Annotated in this window: 13 protein-coding genes; 2 read left to right on the forward strand and 11 right to left on the reverse strand. The window is 70.9% G+C overall.

Going from position 1 to position 15,913, the window contains the following annotated elements; translation table 11 throughout:
- Positions 1-71: 71 nt before the first annotated feature.
- The 9 genes from tpiA to uvrA all read right to left on the reverse strand — a co-directional run bounded on the left by tpiA (position 72) and on the right by uvrA (position 12,326).
- Complete coding sequence (tpiA, locus tag KV557_RS10370) at positions 72-857, reverse strand: triose-phosphate isomerase (RefSeq protein ID WP_218199520.1); 786 nt, start codon at positions 855-857, stop codon at positions 72-74.
- 5 nt (positions 858-862) lie between these two features.
- Entirely contained in the window at positions 863-2,068 is a 1,206-nt protein-coding gene (locus KV557_RS10375) for a phosphoglycerate kinase (RefSeq protein WP_218199521.1), read from the reverse strand.
- A 154-nt stretch (positions 2,069-2,222) separates the two neighbouring features.
- On the reverse strand, positions 2,223-3,227 hold the full coding sequence (gene gap, locus KV557_RS10380; RefSeq protein ID WP_218199522.1) for a type I glyceraldehyde-3-phosphate dehydrogenase: 1,005 nt from the start codon (positions 3,225-3,227) through the stop codon (positions 2,223-2,225).
- A gap of 299 nt (positions 3,228-3,526) precedes the next feature.
- Positions 3,527-4,507, reverse strand: coding sequence for a DNA-binding protein WhiA (gene whiA, locus KV557_RS10385; RefSeq protein ID WP_218199523.1), 981 nt, complete (start codon positions 4,505-4,507; stop codon positions 3,527-3,529).
- Positions 4,498-5,595, reverse strand: coding sequence for a gluconeogenesis factor YvcK family protein (locus KV557_RS10390; RefSeq protein ID WP_218199636.1), 1,098 nt, complete (start codon positions 5,593-5,595; stop codon positions 4,498-4,500). Before KV557_RS10390 ends, whiA begins: the two co-directional genes overlap by 10 nt.
- A gap of 64 nt (positions 5,596-5,659) precedes the next feature.
- Entirely contained in the window at positions 5,660-6,544 is an 885-nt protein-coding gene (rapZ, locus tag KV557_RS10395; RefSeq protein ID WP_308129834.1) for an RNase adapter RapZ, read from the reverse strand.
- A 118-nt stretch (positions 6,545-6,662) separates the two neighbouring features.
- Complete coding sequence (gene uvrC, locus KV557_RS10400) at positions 6,663-8,720, reverse strand: excinuclease ABC subunit UvrC (RefSeq protein WP_218199524.1); 2,058 nt, start codon at positions 8,718-8,720, stop codon at positions 6,663-6,665.
- 72 nt (positions 8,721-8,792) lie between these two features.
- Positions 8,793-9,239 carry a Rieske (2Fe-2S) protein gene (locus KV557_RS10405; RefSeq protein WP_218199525.1) on the reverse strand — a complete coding sequence of 149 codons (447 nt, stop codon included), beginning with the start codon at positions 9,237-9,239 and terminating at the stop codon, positions 8,793-8,795.
- Between the two features lie 138 nt (positions 9,240-9,377).
- Positions 9,378-12,326, reverse strand: a complete 2,949-nt coding sequence (uvrA, locus tag KV557_RS10410) for an excinuclease ABC subunit UvrA (RefSeq protein ID WP_218199526.1) — start codon at positions 12,324-12,326, stop codon at positions 9,378-9,380.
- A gap of 266 nt (positions 12,327-12,592) precedes the next feature.
- Here uvrA and KV557_RS10415 point away from each other — a divergent pair, with 266 nt between their 5' ends.
- Together KV557_RS10415 and KV557_RS10420 are read left to right on the forward strand one after the other, a co-directional pair.
- A complete protein-coding gene (locus tag KV557_RS10415) occupies positions 12,593-13,327 on the forward strand; it encodes a maleylpyruvate isomerase family mycothiol-dependent enzyme (protein ID WP_218199527.1) in 735 nt (244 codons plus the stop codon).
- A 45-nt stretch (positions 13,328-13,372) separates the two neighbouring features.
- Positions 13,373-14,026 (forward strand): MBL fold metallo-hydrolase, encoded by a 654-nt coding sequence (locus KV557_RS10420; RefSeq protein ID WP_218199528.1) that lies wholly within the window; start codon positions 13,373-13,375, stop codon positions 14,024-14,026.
- Positions 14,027-14,095: 69 nt separating this feature from the next.
- Here the strand turns inward: KV557_RS10420 and KV557_RS10425 are convergent, their stop codons facing one another.
- Together KV557_RS10425 and KV557_RS10430 are read right to left on the reverse strand one after the other, a co-directional pair.
- A complete protein-coding gene (locus KV557_RS10425; RefSeq protein ID WP_218199529.1) occupies positions 14,096-15,076 on the reverse strand; it encodes a TerC family protein in 981 nt (326 codons plus the stop codon).
- A 198-nt stretch (positions 15,077-15,274) separates the two neighbouring features.
- Positions 15,275-15,853 carry a TerD family protein gene (locus KV557_RS10430; RefSeq protein WP_218199530.1) on the reverse strand — a complete coding sequence of 193 codons (579 nt, stop codon included), beginning with the start codon at positions 15,851-15,853 and terminating at the stop codon, positions 15,275-15,277.
- Positions 15,854-15,913: the final 60 nt, after the last annotated feature.

Genomic DNA, 15,913 nt, shown 5'->3' on the forward strand with positions numbered 1-15,913 from the left:
TCGTATCTTCGGCGAAGGGGCCGGGCCGCGTACGGCGGTCCGGCCCCAAAGCCTACGTTGCTGCGGCGGCGTTAGCCTACTGCCTGCTCACGGTAGCGCACGATCTTGACGAACTCGTCGGCGTCCAGCGAGGCACCGCCGATCAGGCCACCGTCGATGTCGGGCTTGGCCATCAGGCCCGCCGCGCTCGACGCCTTGACCGAACCGCCGTACAGCACGCGGACCTTGTCGGCCAGCTCGGCGTCGTACAGCTCGGCGATCCGCCGGCGGATGGCGGCGCAGACCTCCTGCGCGTCCTCCGGGGTGGCCACCTCGCCGGTGCCGATCGCCCAGACCGGCTCGTAGGCGACGACGATGGACTCGGCCCGGACGGCCGGAATGTCCTGGAGGGCGCCGTCGAGCTGGGCCAGCGTGTACTCGACGTGGGTGCCGGCCTTGCGGATCTCCAGCGGCTCGCCGATGCACAGGATCGGGGTGATCCCGGCCCGGTAGGCGGCCTTGACCTTGGCGTTGACGATCTCCTCGTTCTCGCCGTGGTACTGGCGGCGCTCCGAGTGGCCGATCACCGCGTAGGTGCACTTGAGCTTGGCCAGCATCGGGCCGGAGACCTCACCGGTGTACGCACCGGAGTCGTGCTGCGAGATGTCCTGCGAGCCGTACTTGATCTTCAGCTTGTCGCCGTCGACCAGGGTCTGCACCGAGCGCAGGTCGGTGAACGGCACCAGGACGGCGACCTCGACGGCCTCGTAGTCCTTGTCGGCGAGCGCGAAGGTCAGCTTCTGGGTGTGCTGGATGGCCTCAAGGTGGTTGAGGTTCATCTTCCAGTTGCCCGCCATGAGCGGGAGACGTTCGGTCATTGCTTTCAGCCTTCCAGGGCGGTGAGACCGGGGAGCTGCTTGCCCTCCAGGTACTCCAGGCTCGCGCCACCGCCGGTCGAGATGTGCCCGAACTTCGTCTCGTCGAAGCCCAGGATGCGGACGGCCGCGGCGGAGTCGCCGCCGCCGACCACGGTGAACGCGTCGCTGTCGACCAGAGCCTGGGCGACGGCCTTGGTGCCCTGGGCGAAGGTCGGGTGCTCGAAGACGCCCACCGGGCCGTTCCAGAACACCGTCTTCGCGTCGGCCAGCTTCGCCGCGAACAGCTCGCGGGTCTTCGGGCCGATGTCCAGACCCTCCTTCGTCGCCGGGATCCTGTCCGCGTCGACGATCTCGAAGTCCTCGACGGGCGCGTGCGTCTTGGTGTCGGGGAAGTTCGCGGAGACCGCGACGTCCAGCGGCAGCACGAACTCGACGCCGCTCTCCTCGCCGCGCTTCAGGTAGTCCAGGACGACCGGGATCTGGTCCTTCTGCAGCAGCGAGATGCCGACCTCGTGGCCCTTGGCCGCGAGGAAGGTGTAGGCCATGCCGCCGCCGATCAGGATGCGGTCGGCCTTGCCGAGCAGGTTGTCGATCACGCCGACCTTGTCGGAGACCTTGGAGCCGCCGAGCACGACGACGTAGGGGCGCTCGACCTCCTCGGTGAGGCGCTTGAGCACGCCCACCTCGGTGGCGATCAGGTCGCCGACGGCGTGCGGCAGCAGGGCCGGCAGGTCGAACACCGAGGCGTGCTTGCGGTGCACGGCGCCGAAGCCGTCGCCGACGTACAGGTCGGCGAGGGCGGCCAGCTGCTCGGCGAAGGCCTTGCGCTCGCCGTCGTCCTTGCTGGTCTCGCCGGTGTTGAAGCGCAGGTTCTCCAGCAGCGCGACCTCGCCGTCGGCCAGCGCGGCGACGGCGGCCCGGGCGCTCTCGCCCACGGTGTCGGTGGCGAAGGCGACCTGCTTGCCGAGGATCTCGCCGAGGCGGACGGAAACCGGCGCGAGCGAGAACTGCGGGTCGGGCTCGCCCTTCGGGCGGCCGAGGTGGGAGGCGACGACGACCTTGGCACCGCGCTCGACGAGCTTGGCGATGGTCGGGGCGACGGCGCGGATCCGGCCGTCGTCGGTGATCTGGCCGCCCGACAGCGGGACGTTCAGATCGGCGCGGACGAACACGCGCTTGCCGGCGACGTCGAGGTCTTCGATGGTCTTCACGGGTTCTTCGGACTCCTGGGGAGATGGTCGATGCGCAGAGAGGCGGCACGGCGCAGGGGCCGCCTGAAAGGTGCGATATGCGCAGAGCGAGGGCCCGGGTGGCAGTGTCCGCCAGCCGGGCCCTCGCCCCTACATCACGTCAGCTCCCGCTGCGTCAGAGCCGGCCGCCGACAAGGGTGGTCAGGTTGACGAGGCGGTTCGAGTAGCCCCACTCGTTGTCGTACCAACCGAGCACCTTGACCTGGTTGCCCTGGACCATGGTGAGCTGGGAGTCGAAGATGCAGGAGGCCGGGTCGTTGACGATGTCCGAGGAGACGATCGGGTCCTCGGTGTAGGCCAGGATGCCCTTGAGCGGGCCCTCCGCGGCCTTCTGGAACGCGGCGTTGACCTCGTCCTTGGTGACCTCGCGCTCCAGGGTGACGACCAGGTCCGTGATGGAGCCGGTCGGGACCGGGACGCGCAGCGAGGTGCCGTCCAGCTTGCCCTTCAGCTCCGGCAGGACCAGGGCGGTCGCCTTGGCGGCACCGGTCGAGGTCGGGATGATGTTCTGCGACGCGGCGCGGGCGCGGCGCAGGTCCTTGTGCGGGAAGTCCAGCGTCACCTGGTCGTTGGTGAACGCGTGGACGGTGGTCATCAGACCCTTGACGATGCCGAAGCTCTCGTTCAGCACCTTGGCCATCGGCGCCACGCAGTTGGTGGTGCAGGATGCGTTGGAGATGATCGTGTGGTTGGCGGCGTCGTACTTGTCGTCGTTGACGCCCATCACGATGGTGACGTCCTCGTCGGTGGCGGGCGCCGAGATGATGACCTTCTTCGCGCCGGCGGCGAGGTGCTTCTTCGCGGCCTCGGCCTTGGTGAAGATGCCGGTGGACTCGACGACGATGTCGGCGCCCAGGGCGGCCCACGGCAGGTTCGCGGGGTCACGCTCGGCCGTCACCTTGAAGGTGTGGCCGTCGACGGTGATGCTGTCCTCGGTGTGCGAGACCGCGCCCGGGAAGGTGCCCAGGGTGGTGTCGTACTTGAGCAGGTGAGCCAGGGTCTTCGTGTCAGTCAGGTCGTTGACACCGACGATCTCGATGTCCGCGCCCTGGGCCTTGACCGCGCGGAAGAAGTTGCGGCCGATGCGGCCGAATCCGTTGATGCCTACCCGGATCGTCACGAACCGATCTCCTCGTTAGGTACGCCGGAGCTAAGCCGACGGGGGTGAGATTTGGGAAGTCCCCGACCGCCTATGACCCTACCCCTCTCAGGCCTGGGAGGGCACATCGCGCCACCTGCCACGACCTGGCGTGGCGCGATTCCGGGCCGTCCGCCCTTGGCCGTACGGGCAGTTGATCCCGGCCAGTGGTCTCGACCAATTTCGGCAGGACGGACGCGCCCGGCACCCCGGCCGGACACGCCGGCGGCCGGTGCCCGGAATCCGGACACCGGCCGCAATTCGGTCGCGGACCGCGATCGTCAGTTGAGCGCCATCTCGTCGGTCAGATTCGCCTCGGTGCTCGGCAGGCCGAGCTCGGAGGCGCGCTTGTCGGCCATCGCCAGCAGGCGGCGGATCCGGCCGGCCACCGCGTCCTTGGTCAGCGGCGGGTCGGCGAGCGCGCCCAGCTCCTCCAGCGAGGCCTGCTTGTGCTGCATCCGCAGCTGACCGGCCGCGGCCAAGTGCTCGGGCACCTCGTCGCCGAGGATCTCCAGCGCGCGGGCCACCCGGGCGCCGGCCGCCACCGCGGCCCGGGCCGAGCGGCGCAGGTTGGCGTCGTCGAAGTTGGCCAGGCGGTTGGCGGTGGCCCGGACCTCGCGCCGCATCCGGCGCTCCTCCCAGGCGAGCACCGACTCGTGCGCGCCGAGGCGGGTCAGCAGCGCGCCGATCGCGTCACCGTCGCGGATGACCACCCGGTCCACGCCGCGGACCTCGCGGGCCTTGGCCGGGATGCCGAGCCGGCGGGCCGCGCCGACCAGGGCGAGGGCGGCCTCGGAGCCGGGGCAGGTGATCTCCAGCGAGGAGGACCGGCCGGGCTCGGTGAGCGAGCCGTGCGCCAGGAAGGCGCCGCGCCAGGCCGCCTCGGCGTCGCAGGTCGCGCCGGAGACGACCGCCGGGGGCAGGCCTCGGATCGGACGCCCGCGTCCGTCCACGAGACCGGTCTGGCGGGCGAGCAGCTCGCCGTCCTTGACCACCCGGACGACGAAGCGGCTGCCGCGCCGCAGCCCGCCGGGGGCCATCACCACGAGGTCGGAGGAGTGTCCGAAGATCTCCAGGAGGTCCTTGCGCAGCCGCCGCGCCGCCGCCCCGGTGTCGAGCTCCGCCTCGATCACGATGCGGCCGCTCACGATGTGCAGTCCGCCCGCGAACCGCAGGATCGCCGACACCTCCGCCTTGCGGCAGCAGGCCCGGGTGACCGGGAGCCGGCTGATCTCGTCCTTCACCGCTGGAGTCATCGCCATGGCCCGATCCTTCCATGTGTCCGGAAAATCCGGTCGTACGCTGCCGCCAACAGCTCCGGGTCGTGTCGCGGGCTGCCGTCGGTGCGGGCAACCCGGCCGAGCACCAGCGCGGCGCCCATCCGTTCGGCGGCCTTCTCCAGTCCGTCCAGGTCGGCCTGGCCGAAGGCGCCGCCGGTGACGGCCCGCTCGTCCACCAGGATCGCGTCCACGGCGAGGCCGGGGGCGTGGTCGGCGATGACCTCCAGGTGGCGCTGCGGGGTGAAGCCCTCGGTCTCGCCGGGCTGGGGGGCCAGGTTCAGGGTGAGCAGGCGGCGGGCGCGGGTCTCGACGAGCGCCTTGGCCAGCTCCGGCACCAGCAGGTGCGGCAGCACGCTGGTGAACCAGGAGCCGGGGCCGAGCACCACCCAGTCCGCCTCCCGGACGGCCGCGACGGCCTCCGGGACGGCGGGCGGCTCGTCCGGCAGCAGCCGGATCGACTGCACCGTGCCGGGGGTGACCGCGACGCTGGCCTGGCCGCGGACGGCCGTCACCTCGCCGGGGCGGGCCGGGTCGTGGCCGCGGACGGTCGCCTCGATGTCCAGCGGCACCGCCGACATCGGCAGCACCCGGCCCTGGACGTTCAGCAGCCGGCCGACCCAGTCCAGGGCGGCCACCGGGTCGCCGAGCTTCTCCCACAGGGCGACGATCAGCAGGTTGCCGACGGCGTGGCCGCCGAGCTCGCCGCTGCCGGTGAAGCGCTGCTGGATCACCTCGGACCAGGTGCGGCCCCAGTCGTCGTCCCCGCACAGCGCCGCCAGTGCCTTGCGCAGGTCGCCCGGGGGCAGCACGCCCAGCTCGGCGCGCAGCCGGCCGCTGGAGCCGCCGTCGTCGGCGACGGTGACCACGGCGGTCAGGTCGCTGGTGAGCCGGCGCAGCGCGGACAGTGAGGCGGACAGGCCCTGGCCGCCGCCGAGCGCGGTGATCCGGGGGGCCGGGTTGGCCCGGGCTGGGCTGCTGCGCGGCCGGCTCGGCGCCGGGGTCCGTGCCTGGCCCCCCGACCGGTCGCCGGTCCTGTGCTGCGGCTGTCGCCCGGGCACGTATCCCGCCACACCCACCTCGCGTTCCTCTTCGCCCGCCGCCGGCCCGGCCGGCGGTCCGGCAAGGAGGCGGCGGTTACTCCCGTCCCATGTCTCGGTGGACCAGCACCGTCTCCACGCCGTCGGCGATGAGACGCTTGGTCAGGCGCTCGGACATCGCGACGCTGCGGTGCTTGCCACCGGTGCAGCCTACGGCAAGCGTCATGTAACGCTTCCCCTCCCTGCGGTACCCCTCGGTGATGATGCGCAGCAGCTCGGCGTAGCCGTCCAGGAACTCGTTGGCACCGGGCTGCTGGAACACGTAGTCGGCGACGTCGGCGTCGGTGCCGGTGCGGGCACGAAGCTCGGGGACCCAGTGCGGGTTGGGCAGGAAGCGGCAGTCCACCACGAGGTCGGCGTCGACCGGCAGGCCGTACTTGAAGCCGAAGGACATCACGGTGGCGCGCAGCTCGGGCTCGTCGTGGTCGGCGAACTGGGCGTCCAGCTTGGCGCGCAGTTGGTGCACGTTGAGGTTGGAGGTGTCGATCACCAGGTCGGCTTCGCCGCGCAGGTCGCGCAGCAGGTCGCGTTCCTGGGCGATGCCGTCGACGATCCGGCCGTCGGCCTGGAGCGGGTGCGGGCGGCGCACGCTCTCGAAGCGGCGGACCAGGGCATCGTCGGAGGAGTCCAGGAAGACGACCTGGAGCCGGACGCCGCGCTTCTCCAGCTCGTCCAGCGAGGTGAGCAGGTCGTCGAAGAACTGGCGGCCGCGGACGTCCACGACGGCGCCGATCCGGGCGACGTTGCCCTGGGAGCGCGCGCCAAGGTCGACCATGGTCGGGATGAGGGCCGGCGGCAGGTTGTCCACCACGAACCAGCCGAGGTCCTCCAGGCACTTGGCGGCGGTGGAGCGGCCGGCTCCGGACATCCCGGAGATGATCACCAGCTCCGGCGCGTTCTCGGCCACGTCTGACACGGTCACTTCGGTTCCCCGCTCTCGGTCTTTCTGCTGGGGAGCACGCGCATGGCGCGGCCGCGCCGGCCCGGCCCGCTCGGGCGGCCGGCGGCCGGGCGCGCCGGCTGACGGGCGGCGTCGGCCGTCATGGCGTCTCCTGGGATGGTGCGGTCGTGGATGCTGCGGCCACCGGCGCGGCGGCCTGGTCGGCCCCGTCCTCGATGACCTCGCCGGTCGCGGTGTTGACCGCGGGTGCGGCGGGTGTACGGGACGACAACGCCGCCGCAACGGTTTCCGCCGTCCGGCGTCCGATGCCGGGTACGGCGCAGAGTTCGTCGACGGTGGCGGCCCGGAGCTTCTTCAGCGAGCCGAAGTGCTTGAGCAGCGCCTGGCGGCGAGTCTCGCCGAGGCCCGGGACGGAGTCCAGTTCCCCGGCGGTGAGTCGCTTGGAACGCTTGCTGCGCTGGTACGTGATCGCGAAGCGGTGGGCCTCGTCGCGGACGCGCTGGAGCAGGTAGAGGCCCTCGCTGCTGCGCGGCAGGACCACCGGGTCGTCCTCGCCGGGCAGCCAGACCTCCTCCAGGCGCTTGGCGAGGCCGCACAGGGCGACGTCGTCGATGCCGAGCTCGTCCAGGGCCCGCCTGGCGGCGGCGACCTGGGGCTGGCCGCCGTCGACGACGAGCAGCTGCGGCGGGTAGGCGAAGCGCTTGGGACGGCCGTCCTCCGTGCGGTGCCCGTCCTCGGCGGGGCTCCCGTCGTCCTCCTCGGGGACGGCCCACTCGCCGGTCTGCTCGCGCTCCTGGAGGTAGCGGCGGAAGCGCCGGCTGATCACCTCGTGCATCGAGCGGACGTCGTCCTGGCCCTCGAAGCCCTTGATCTGGAAGCGCCGGTACTCGCTCTTGCGGGCCAGGCCGTCCTCGAAGACGACCATCGACGCGACCACGTCCTCGCCCTGGAGGTGGGAGATGTCGAAGCACTCGATGCGCAGCGGGACGGAGTCCAGCTCCAGCGCGTCGGCGATCTCCTGGAGGGCGCGGCTGCGGGTGGTGAGGTCGGAGGCGCGCTTGGTCTTGTGCAGCGCCAGCGCCTGCTGGGCGTTGCGCTGCACGGTGGCCATCAGGTCCTTCTTGTCGCCGCGCTGCGGGATCCGCAGGTCGACCTGGCTCCCCCGGAGGCCGCTGAGCCAGTCCCTGATCGGGCCGTCGGGCTGGGGCAGCGCGGGCACCAGCACCTCGCGCGGGACGGACTCGTTGCGCTCGTCCTGGTTGGCGCCGCCGTAGAGCTGCTGGAGCGCGTGCTCGACGAGGCCGGCGGTGTCGACGTCCTCGACCTTGTCGGTGACCCAGCCGCGCTGGCCGCGGACCCGGCCGCCGCGGACGTGGAAGATCTGGACGGCAGCCTCCAGTTCGTCCTCGGCGACGGCCAGCAGGTCGGCGTCGGTGGCGTCGGCGAGCACGATGGCGTTCTTCTCCATCGCGCGCTTGAGGGCGCCGATGTCGTCCCGCAGCCGGGCCGCCTTCTCGTACTCCATGTCCGCGGCGGCCTCCTGCATCTGCTCTTCCAGCCGGCGCAGGTAGTTGCCGGTGCGCCCGGCCATGAAGTCGCAGAAGTCCTCGGCCAGCGCCCGGTGTTCGTCCGCCGAGACCTTGCCGACGCAGGGCGCCGCGCACTTGCCGATGTAGCCGAGCAGGCAGGGCCGGCCGACCTGCCGGGCGCGCTTGAAGACGCCGTTGGAGCAGGTGCGGACGGGGAAGACGCGCAGCAGCAGGTCGACCGTCTCGCGGATCGCCCACGCGTGCCCGTACGGGCCGAAGTAGCGCACGCCCTTCTTGTGCGCCCCGCGCATCACCTGGACCCGGGGGAACTCCTCGTTGAGGGTGACCGCGAGCTCCGGGTAGCTCTTGTCGTCGCGGTACTTGACGTTGAACCGCGGGTCGAACTCCTTGATCCAGGAGTACTCCAGCTGGAGCGCCTCGACCTCGGTGGCCACCACCGTCCACTCGACCGACGCGGCGGTGGTGACCATGGTCGCGGTGCGCGGGTGCAGGCCTGCCAGGTCCTGGAAGTAGGACGACAGGCGCGGCCGCAGGCTCTTGGCCTTGCCGACGTAGATGACCCGGCCGTGGGCGTCACGGAACTTGTAGACGCCCGGCGAGGTCGGGATCGCGCCCGGCGCCGGCCGGTAGGTGCTCGGGTCAGCCATGGCTCCACCGTACCGACTCCGGCCGGGGCCGCGGCGACCGGTCGGAGATCACTTGGGCGGGGATCAACTGCTTCAGCTCGGGGTGACCTTGAGGTTCCCGCCCTCGACCGTGACGGTGTAGGCGGGCAGCGGGGAGGGGGCCGGGCCGTCCTGCACGGCGCCGTCGGCGACGGCGAACCGGCTGCCGTGGCACGGGCACTGGATCTGCTGGTCCTTCACCTGGTCGACGACGCAGCCGGCGTGCGTGCACTTGGCGCTGAACGCCTTAAACTGCCCCGCGGTCGGCTGGGTCACGACGATCTTCTGCTCGCGGAAGACCTTGCCGCCGCCCTCCGGCACCGCCGAGGCCGGGCCGAGGTCCACCGGGCCCTTGGTGGCGCTGCTCTCGCCGGAGGAGCCGGAGGTGGTGGAACCGCAGCCGGCGACCGCCATGGTGCCACTGGCCGCCAGGACGGCCGCGGCGCCGCACAGCAGGGTGCGGCGGGAGGTGGCGGGGCTGCTCTCGGGGGCCTCTGACATCGGTGCGCTCCTGCGGTTCGGCTGCGGTGCTCGCGGCGTTGGGACGTCGGAAAGTCTATGCGGCACGCGCCCCGCCGCTCCCGGTGGGCGGGAGCGGCGGGGCGGTGTCCGGCTGCCTCTTCGGCCTGCTTCTGCGCGCTACTTCTTCGCGGCGGCGGCCCGCTTGCGCGGCGTCGCCGTCTTGGCCGGGGCCTTCGCCCTCGACCGGGCCGGGGCCTTGGCCTCAGCGACCGGGGCGTCGGCGAAGTCGCCCGGGAGGATGTCCCGGAGGAACTTGCCGGTGTGGCTCTCCGGGACGGCGGCGATCTGCTCCGGGGTGCCCTCGGCGACCACACTGCCACCGCCGGAACCACCCTCGGGGCCCATGTCGACGACCCAGTCGGCGGTCTTGATCACATCGAGGTTGTGCTCGATGACGATCACCGTGTTGCCCTTCTCGACCAGCCCGCTGAGCACCTTGATCAGCTTGCTGATGTCCTCGAAGTGCAGGCCGGTGGTGGGCTCGTCGAGCACGTAGACCGTCCGCCCGGTGGAGCGCTTCTGCAGCTCCGACGCGAGCTTGACGCGCTGCGCCTCGCCGCCGGACAGCGTCGGCGCGGACTGGCCGAGCCGGACGTAGCCGAGGCCGACGTCGTTGAGCGTCCGCAGGTGCCGGGCGATCGGCGGGACGGCCTCGAAGAAGCCCAGCGCCTCCTCGATCGGCATGTCCAGCACCTCGGAGATGGACTTGCCCTTGTAGTGCACCTCCAGCGTCTCCCGGTTGTACCGGGCGCCGTGGCAGACCTCGCACGGCACGTAGACGTCCGGCAGGAAGTTCATCTCGATCTTGATGGTGCCGTCGCCCGAGCAGTTCTCGCAGCGCCCGCCCTTGACGTTGAAGGAGAACCGGCCGGGCAGGTAGCCGCGGACCTTGGCCTCCTGGGTCTCCGCGAAGAGCCGGCGGACGTGGTCGAACACCCCGGTGTAAGTGGCCGGGTTGGAGCGCGGAGTGCGCCCGATCGGCGACTGGTCGACGTGCACCACCTTGTCCACCAGCTCGGTGCCGGTGATCCGGGTGTGCCGACCGGGAACGCTGCGGGCGCCGTTCAGCTCCCGGGCGAGGTGGGTGTAGAGGATGTCGTTGACCAGCGTCGACTTGCCGGAGCCGGAGACGCCGGTGATCGCGGTGAAGGTGCCGAGCGGGAAGCCGACCGTGACGTCCTTGAGGTTGTGCTCGCGGGCGCCGTGGACGGTCAGCTGGCGCTTCTTGTCCCGGTCGCGGCGGGCGGCCGGGATCGGGATGGACTTCTTGCCGGACAGGTACTGGCCGGTCAGCGACTCCTTGTTGCCGAGCAGCTCCTTCAGCGAGCCGGAGTGCACCACCTTGCCGCCGTGCTCACCGGCGCCCGGGCCGATGTCGACCACCCAGTCCGCGGTCTTGATGGTGTCCTCGTCGTGCTCGACGACGATCAGGGTGTTGCCGATGTCGCGCAGCCGCACCAGCGTCTCGATCAGCCGGTGGTTGTCCCGCTGGTGCAGGCCGATGGACGGTTCGTCCAGCACGTAGAGCACGCCGACCAGGCCGGAGCCGATCTGGGTGGCCAGCCGGATGCGCTGGGCCTCGCCGCCGGACAGGGTGCCGGCCGCGCGGTTGAGCGAGAGGTAGTCCAGGCCGACGTCGACCAGGAAGCGCAGCCGCTCGTTGACCTCCTTGAGGACGCGCTCGGCGATCTGCTTGTCCCGGTCGTTGAGCTTCATCGCGCCCAGGAACTCGGCGCAGTCGCTGATCGACATCGCCGAGACCTCGGCGATCGAACGGCCCTCGACGGTGACCGCGAGCACCACCGGCTTGAGCCGGGTGCCATCGCAGGTCGGGCAGGGCACCTCGCGCATGTAGCCCTCGAAGCGCTCGCGGCTGCTGTCGCTCTCCGCCTCGGTGTGCCGGCGCTGGATGAACGGGACGGCGCCCTCGAAGCCGGTGCTGTACGAGCGCTCGCGCCCGAAGCGGTTGCGGTAGCGGACCTCCACCTGGTGCTTGTGCCCGTACAGCAGCGCCTTCTTGGCGCGGGCCGGCAGCCCGGCCCACGGGATGTCGGTGCGGAAGCCCAGCTCCGCGGCGAGCGCGTCGATCAAGCGCTGGAAGTACTCCTTGGCGTGGCCGGCCGACCACGGGTGGATGGCGCCCTCGTCGAGCGAGCGCTCCTCGTCCGGGACGACCAGCTCCGGGTCGACCTCCATCCGGTTGCCCAGGCCCGAGCAGTCCGGGCAGGCGCCGAACGGCGAGTTGAAGGAGAACGAGCGCGGCTCCAGCTCCTCGAACGACACGTCGTCGTACGGGCAGTAGAGGTGCTCGGAGTACATGCGCTCGCGCTCCGGGTCGTCCTCGGGGAGGTCGACGAAGTCGAGCACGACCATGCCGCCGGACAGCCGCAGGGCCGTCTCCACCGAGTCGGTGAGCCGCCGCTTGGCGCTCTCCTTGACGGTCAGGCGGTCGATGACCACCTCGACGGTGTGCTTCTCCTGCTTCTTGAGCTTCGGCGGCTCGGCGAGCTGGATCGTCGCACCGTCCACCCGGGCGCGGGAGTAGCCCTTGGACTGGAGGTCGGCGAACAGGTCGACGAACTCGCCCTTGCGCTCGCGCACCACCGGGCTGAGCACCTGGAAGCGGGTGCCCTCGGCGAGCTCCAGCACCTTGTCGACGACCGCCTGCGGCGACTGCTTGGCGATCGGCCGGCCGCAGTGCGGGCAGTGCGGCTTGCCGATCCGGGCGAACAGCAGACGCAGGTAGTCGTAGACCTCGGTGATGGTGCCGACGGTCGAACGGGGGTTGCGGTTGGTGGACTTCTGGTCGATCGAGACGGCCGGCGAGAGGCCCTCGATGAAGTCCACGTCGGGCTTGTCCATCTGCCCGAGGAACTGGCGGGCGTACGAGGACAGCGACTCGACGTAGCGGCGCTGGCCCTCGGCGAAGATCGTGTCGAAGGCGAGCGAGGACTTGCCGGAGCCGGAGAGGCCCGTGAAGACGATGAGGGAGTCGCGGGGCAGGTCGAGCGAGACGTTCTTGAGGTTGTGCTCGCGAGCACCGCGGACGATGAGGCGGTCGGCCACTGCTTCTGGCGCCTTTCTCCGGGGCGGAGGGCTTGCGGTGTGGGGTGTGCTTCTTCCAGGATGCGGCAGCCAGCCTATAGCTCAGACGTTCGAATCTCGACTTTGTCCAGCGGGGTCCACCCGAACGAGTGAGGGCGACCCCGGGACCGTCCGTACCCGGACCGAAAAAGGCCCTGCTCAGGGGCCGGATTCGGCGGTAGCGTCGGCTGGTCAACGAGCGAAGCCCCCCGCGGGCAACGCACCGACTCCCACAGAAGGCAGATTCGATGACCGACCCGCAGTCCGCCGCCGCCCTCGCCGCCAGCCGGCTGAGCCTGGTCGAGGAGAGCACCCGGCACCTGCTGCACACCGTCTCCGAAGTGAAGCCCGAGGCCGTCGCCGAGCCCTCCGCACTCCCCGGCTGGACCCGCGGCCATGTGCTGGCCCACCTCGCCCGCAACGCCGACTCCCTGGTCAACCTGCTGAACGGCGCCCGCACCGGCACCGACATCCCGCAGTACGCGAGCAACGAGGCCCGCGACGAGGAGATCGAGCGCGACGCGCCCCGCCCGGTGGACGTCCAGCTCGCCGATCTGGCGGCGAGCCACGAGCGCTTCGCGGCGGCCGCCGCACTGCTGCCCGCCGAGGCCTGGACGGCGGACGTCCGCCACCGCAGCGGCTACATCTTCCCGGCCTCCGACATCCCCTGGAAGCGCCTGATGGAGGTCGAGTACCACCTGGTTGACCTGGACGGCGGCTACACCCCCGCGCACTGGCCGGAGGAGTTCGCCGTCGCCGAGTTCCGCCGGCTCGCCGGCAAGCTGGCCGGCACCGACCTGGCCGCCGTCGAGCTGATCGCCGACGACACCGAGGACCGCGGCACGATCGGCACCGGCGAGCCCGGCCTGGCCGTCGAGGGCCCCGTCCGCTCGCTGCTCGCCTGGCTCTCCGGCCGCTCCGACGGCGCCGGCCTCCGGCTCACCCCCCACGCCGAACTGCCCCAGCTTCCCCCGCTGGGCTGACGGCGCGAGGATGATCCCAGGACCGACACGACAAGGAGCGGACGGATGACGTACCACGGAGCGGTCAAGGTCGGCGGACCGCCGGACGTGCGCGAGCTGGCCCACCTGATCATCACCAAGGTGGCCGTCGGCCCCTACGACAACAACGCCTACCTGCTGCGCTGCCGGGCCACCGACGAGCAGCTGCTGATCGACGCGGCCGCCGACGCCCCGGTGCTGCTGGAGACCGTCGGGGACGAGCTGGCCACCGTGGTCACCACCCACCGGCACCACGACCACTGGGGCGCGCTCGCCGCGGTCGTCGCGACCACCGGCGCCCGGACGGCGGCCGGGGAGCACGACGCCGAGGGCATCGACGTCCCGACCGAGCTGCTGCTTGCCGACGGCGACAAGCTGCGCGTCGGCCAGGTCGAACTCACTGTCCGGCACCTGGTCGGCCACACCCCCGGCGCGATCGTCCTGATCTACGACGACCCGCAGGGCCACCCCCACGTCTTCACCGGCGACTGCCTCTTCCCGGGCGGCGTCGGCAACACCTGGGGCGACGCGGAGGCGTTCAAGACCCTCTTCCGGGACGTCAACGAGAAGATCTTCGACGTCCTCCCGGACGAGGCGTGGGTCTACCCCGGCCACGGCAACGACACCACCCTCGGCGCCGAGCGCCCGCACCTTCCCGAGTGGCACGGCCGCGGCTGGTAGCCGGCCCTGCCCCGGACATGGCGAGGCCCCCGCGACCGATCCCGGTCGCGGGGGCCTCGCCGTACGGGCTCAGGCGTCCAGCTTCTCGGGCTCCTGCTCGGCCTGCTCCTGCTTCTTCGAGGCCATCAGGCTGGTCACGGTGGTGACGGCCAGCACGACCACGATGAAGCCCAGCGAGAACGGGATGCCGATCTCCGGCACGTGCGCCCCGGCCTCGTGCGCCGCGTGCAGCACCAGCTTCACGCCGATGAAGCCGAGGATCACCGACAGGCCGTACGACAGGTGGACCAGCTTCTTCAGCAGACCGCCGATCAGGAAGTACAGCTGGCGCAGGCCCATCAGGGCGAAGGCGTTCGCGGTGAAGACGATGTACGGGTCCTGGGTCAGGCCGAAGATGGCCGGGATCGAGTCCAGCGCAAACAGCACGTCCGTGGTGCCGATCGCCAGCATGACGATCAGCATCGGGGTCATCAGCCGGCGGCCGTTCTCCCGGACGAAGAGCTTCGTGCCGTGGTACTTGTCGGTCGACGGGAAGCGCTGCTCGATCGACTTGAGCAGGCGGTTCTCCTCGAACTCCTCCTCTTCCTCGCCGGCCCGGGCCTCCTTGATCAGCTTCCAGGCGGTCCAGATCAGGAAGGCGCCGAAGATGAAGAACACCCAGGAGAACTGCGCGACCAGGGCCGCGCCGCCGGCGATGAACACCGCCCGCAGCACCAGCGCGATGATCACACCGAACATCAGCACGCGCTGCTGGTAGATCCTGGGCACCGCGAACTTGCCCATGATCAGGATGAACACGAAGAGGTTGTCGACACTGAGCGACTTCTCGGTGATGTAGCCGGCGAAGAACTCACCGGCCGGCTGCGCACCGGAGTGCCCCCAGAGGAACCCGCCGAAGAGCAGCGCCAGCACGATCCAGACCGCGGTCCAGATCCCGGCCTCCTTGATCGAGACCTCGTGCGGCTTGCGGCCCCCGATGAAGAAATCGGCCACGACAAGTGCGATCAGCACACCGATCGTGGTGACCCACGTGGTTACGGAAACGTCCACTACTGCTCCTCCGGCAGCTAGGCGAGACAGGTCGTCACTGCCGGAGGTCTCTTCCGCCCGTCGGGCCAGCGCCCCGGGGTGCCAGGACGGGCACCCGTGATGACGGGGTCGGCTGTCGAGGAATACTCCCCTCCGCTGCCATCGAGAGTAACAGGGAAGGCAAAGAAAGGTAAAGAAGGTAAAGAAGGTAAAGGATCGTCAGAGGAACGGCTCGATCGCCGGGAGCAGGTCCTGGAAGGTCCGCCCCTTGGCCGGCGCGCCGATCGCCTGCATCTCCCAGCCGCCGTTCCCGTCCCGGAACACCTTCGCCATGATCTGGCCGGTGTGCGGGCCTCCCCCGGCCAGCTCGTAGCGGGCCAGCTCCACCCCGGTCGTCTCGTCCACCAGCCGGCAGTGCGCGTTGCGCACCTCCGCGAAGGTCTGCCCGGTGTACGAGCTCACCGTGAACACCACCTGGGTGATGTGCGCCGGCACGTGCAGCAGGTCCACCAGGATCGCCTCGTCGTCGTCCGCGCCCGAGCCGCCCTCCAGGTTGTCCCCGGTGTGCCGGACGGAGCCGTCCGTGCTCTCCAGGTGCTGGAAGAACACCACGTCGGACGGCGTCCTCTCGGCGTACAGCAGCGCCGAGGCGTCCAGGTCGATCTTCCGGGTACGGCTGCCGAACAGGCCCCGCTTGGGCGCCGCCTGCCAGCCGAGCCCCATCCGGACCACGGTCAGCGTGCCGCCCGAGCCCTTCTGCAGGCTGACCCGCTGCCCCTTGGCAAGGTTCACCGACACGACGTTGTCCTCTCTGCCCGGCCGCGCGGTCGGTCACCGCACAGCGCTCCGCTGGACACC

Origin of the sequence: Kitasatospora aureofaciens, from assembly GCF_019192735.1 — a bacterium.
GTDB lineage: Bacteria > Actinomycetota > Actinomycetes > Streptomycetales > Streptomycetaceae > Kitasatospora > Kitasatospora aureofaciens_A.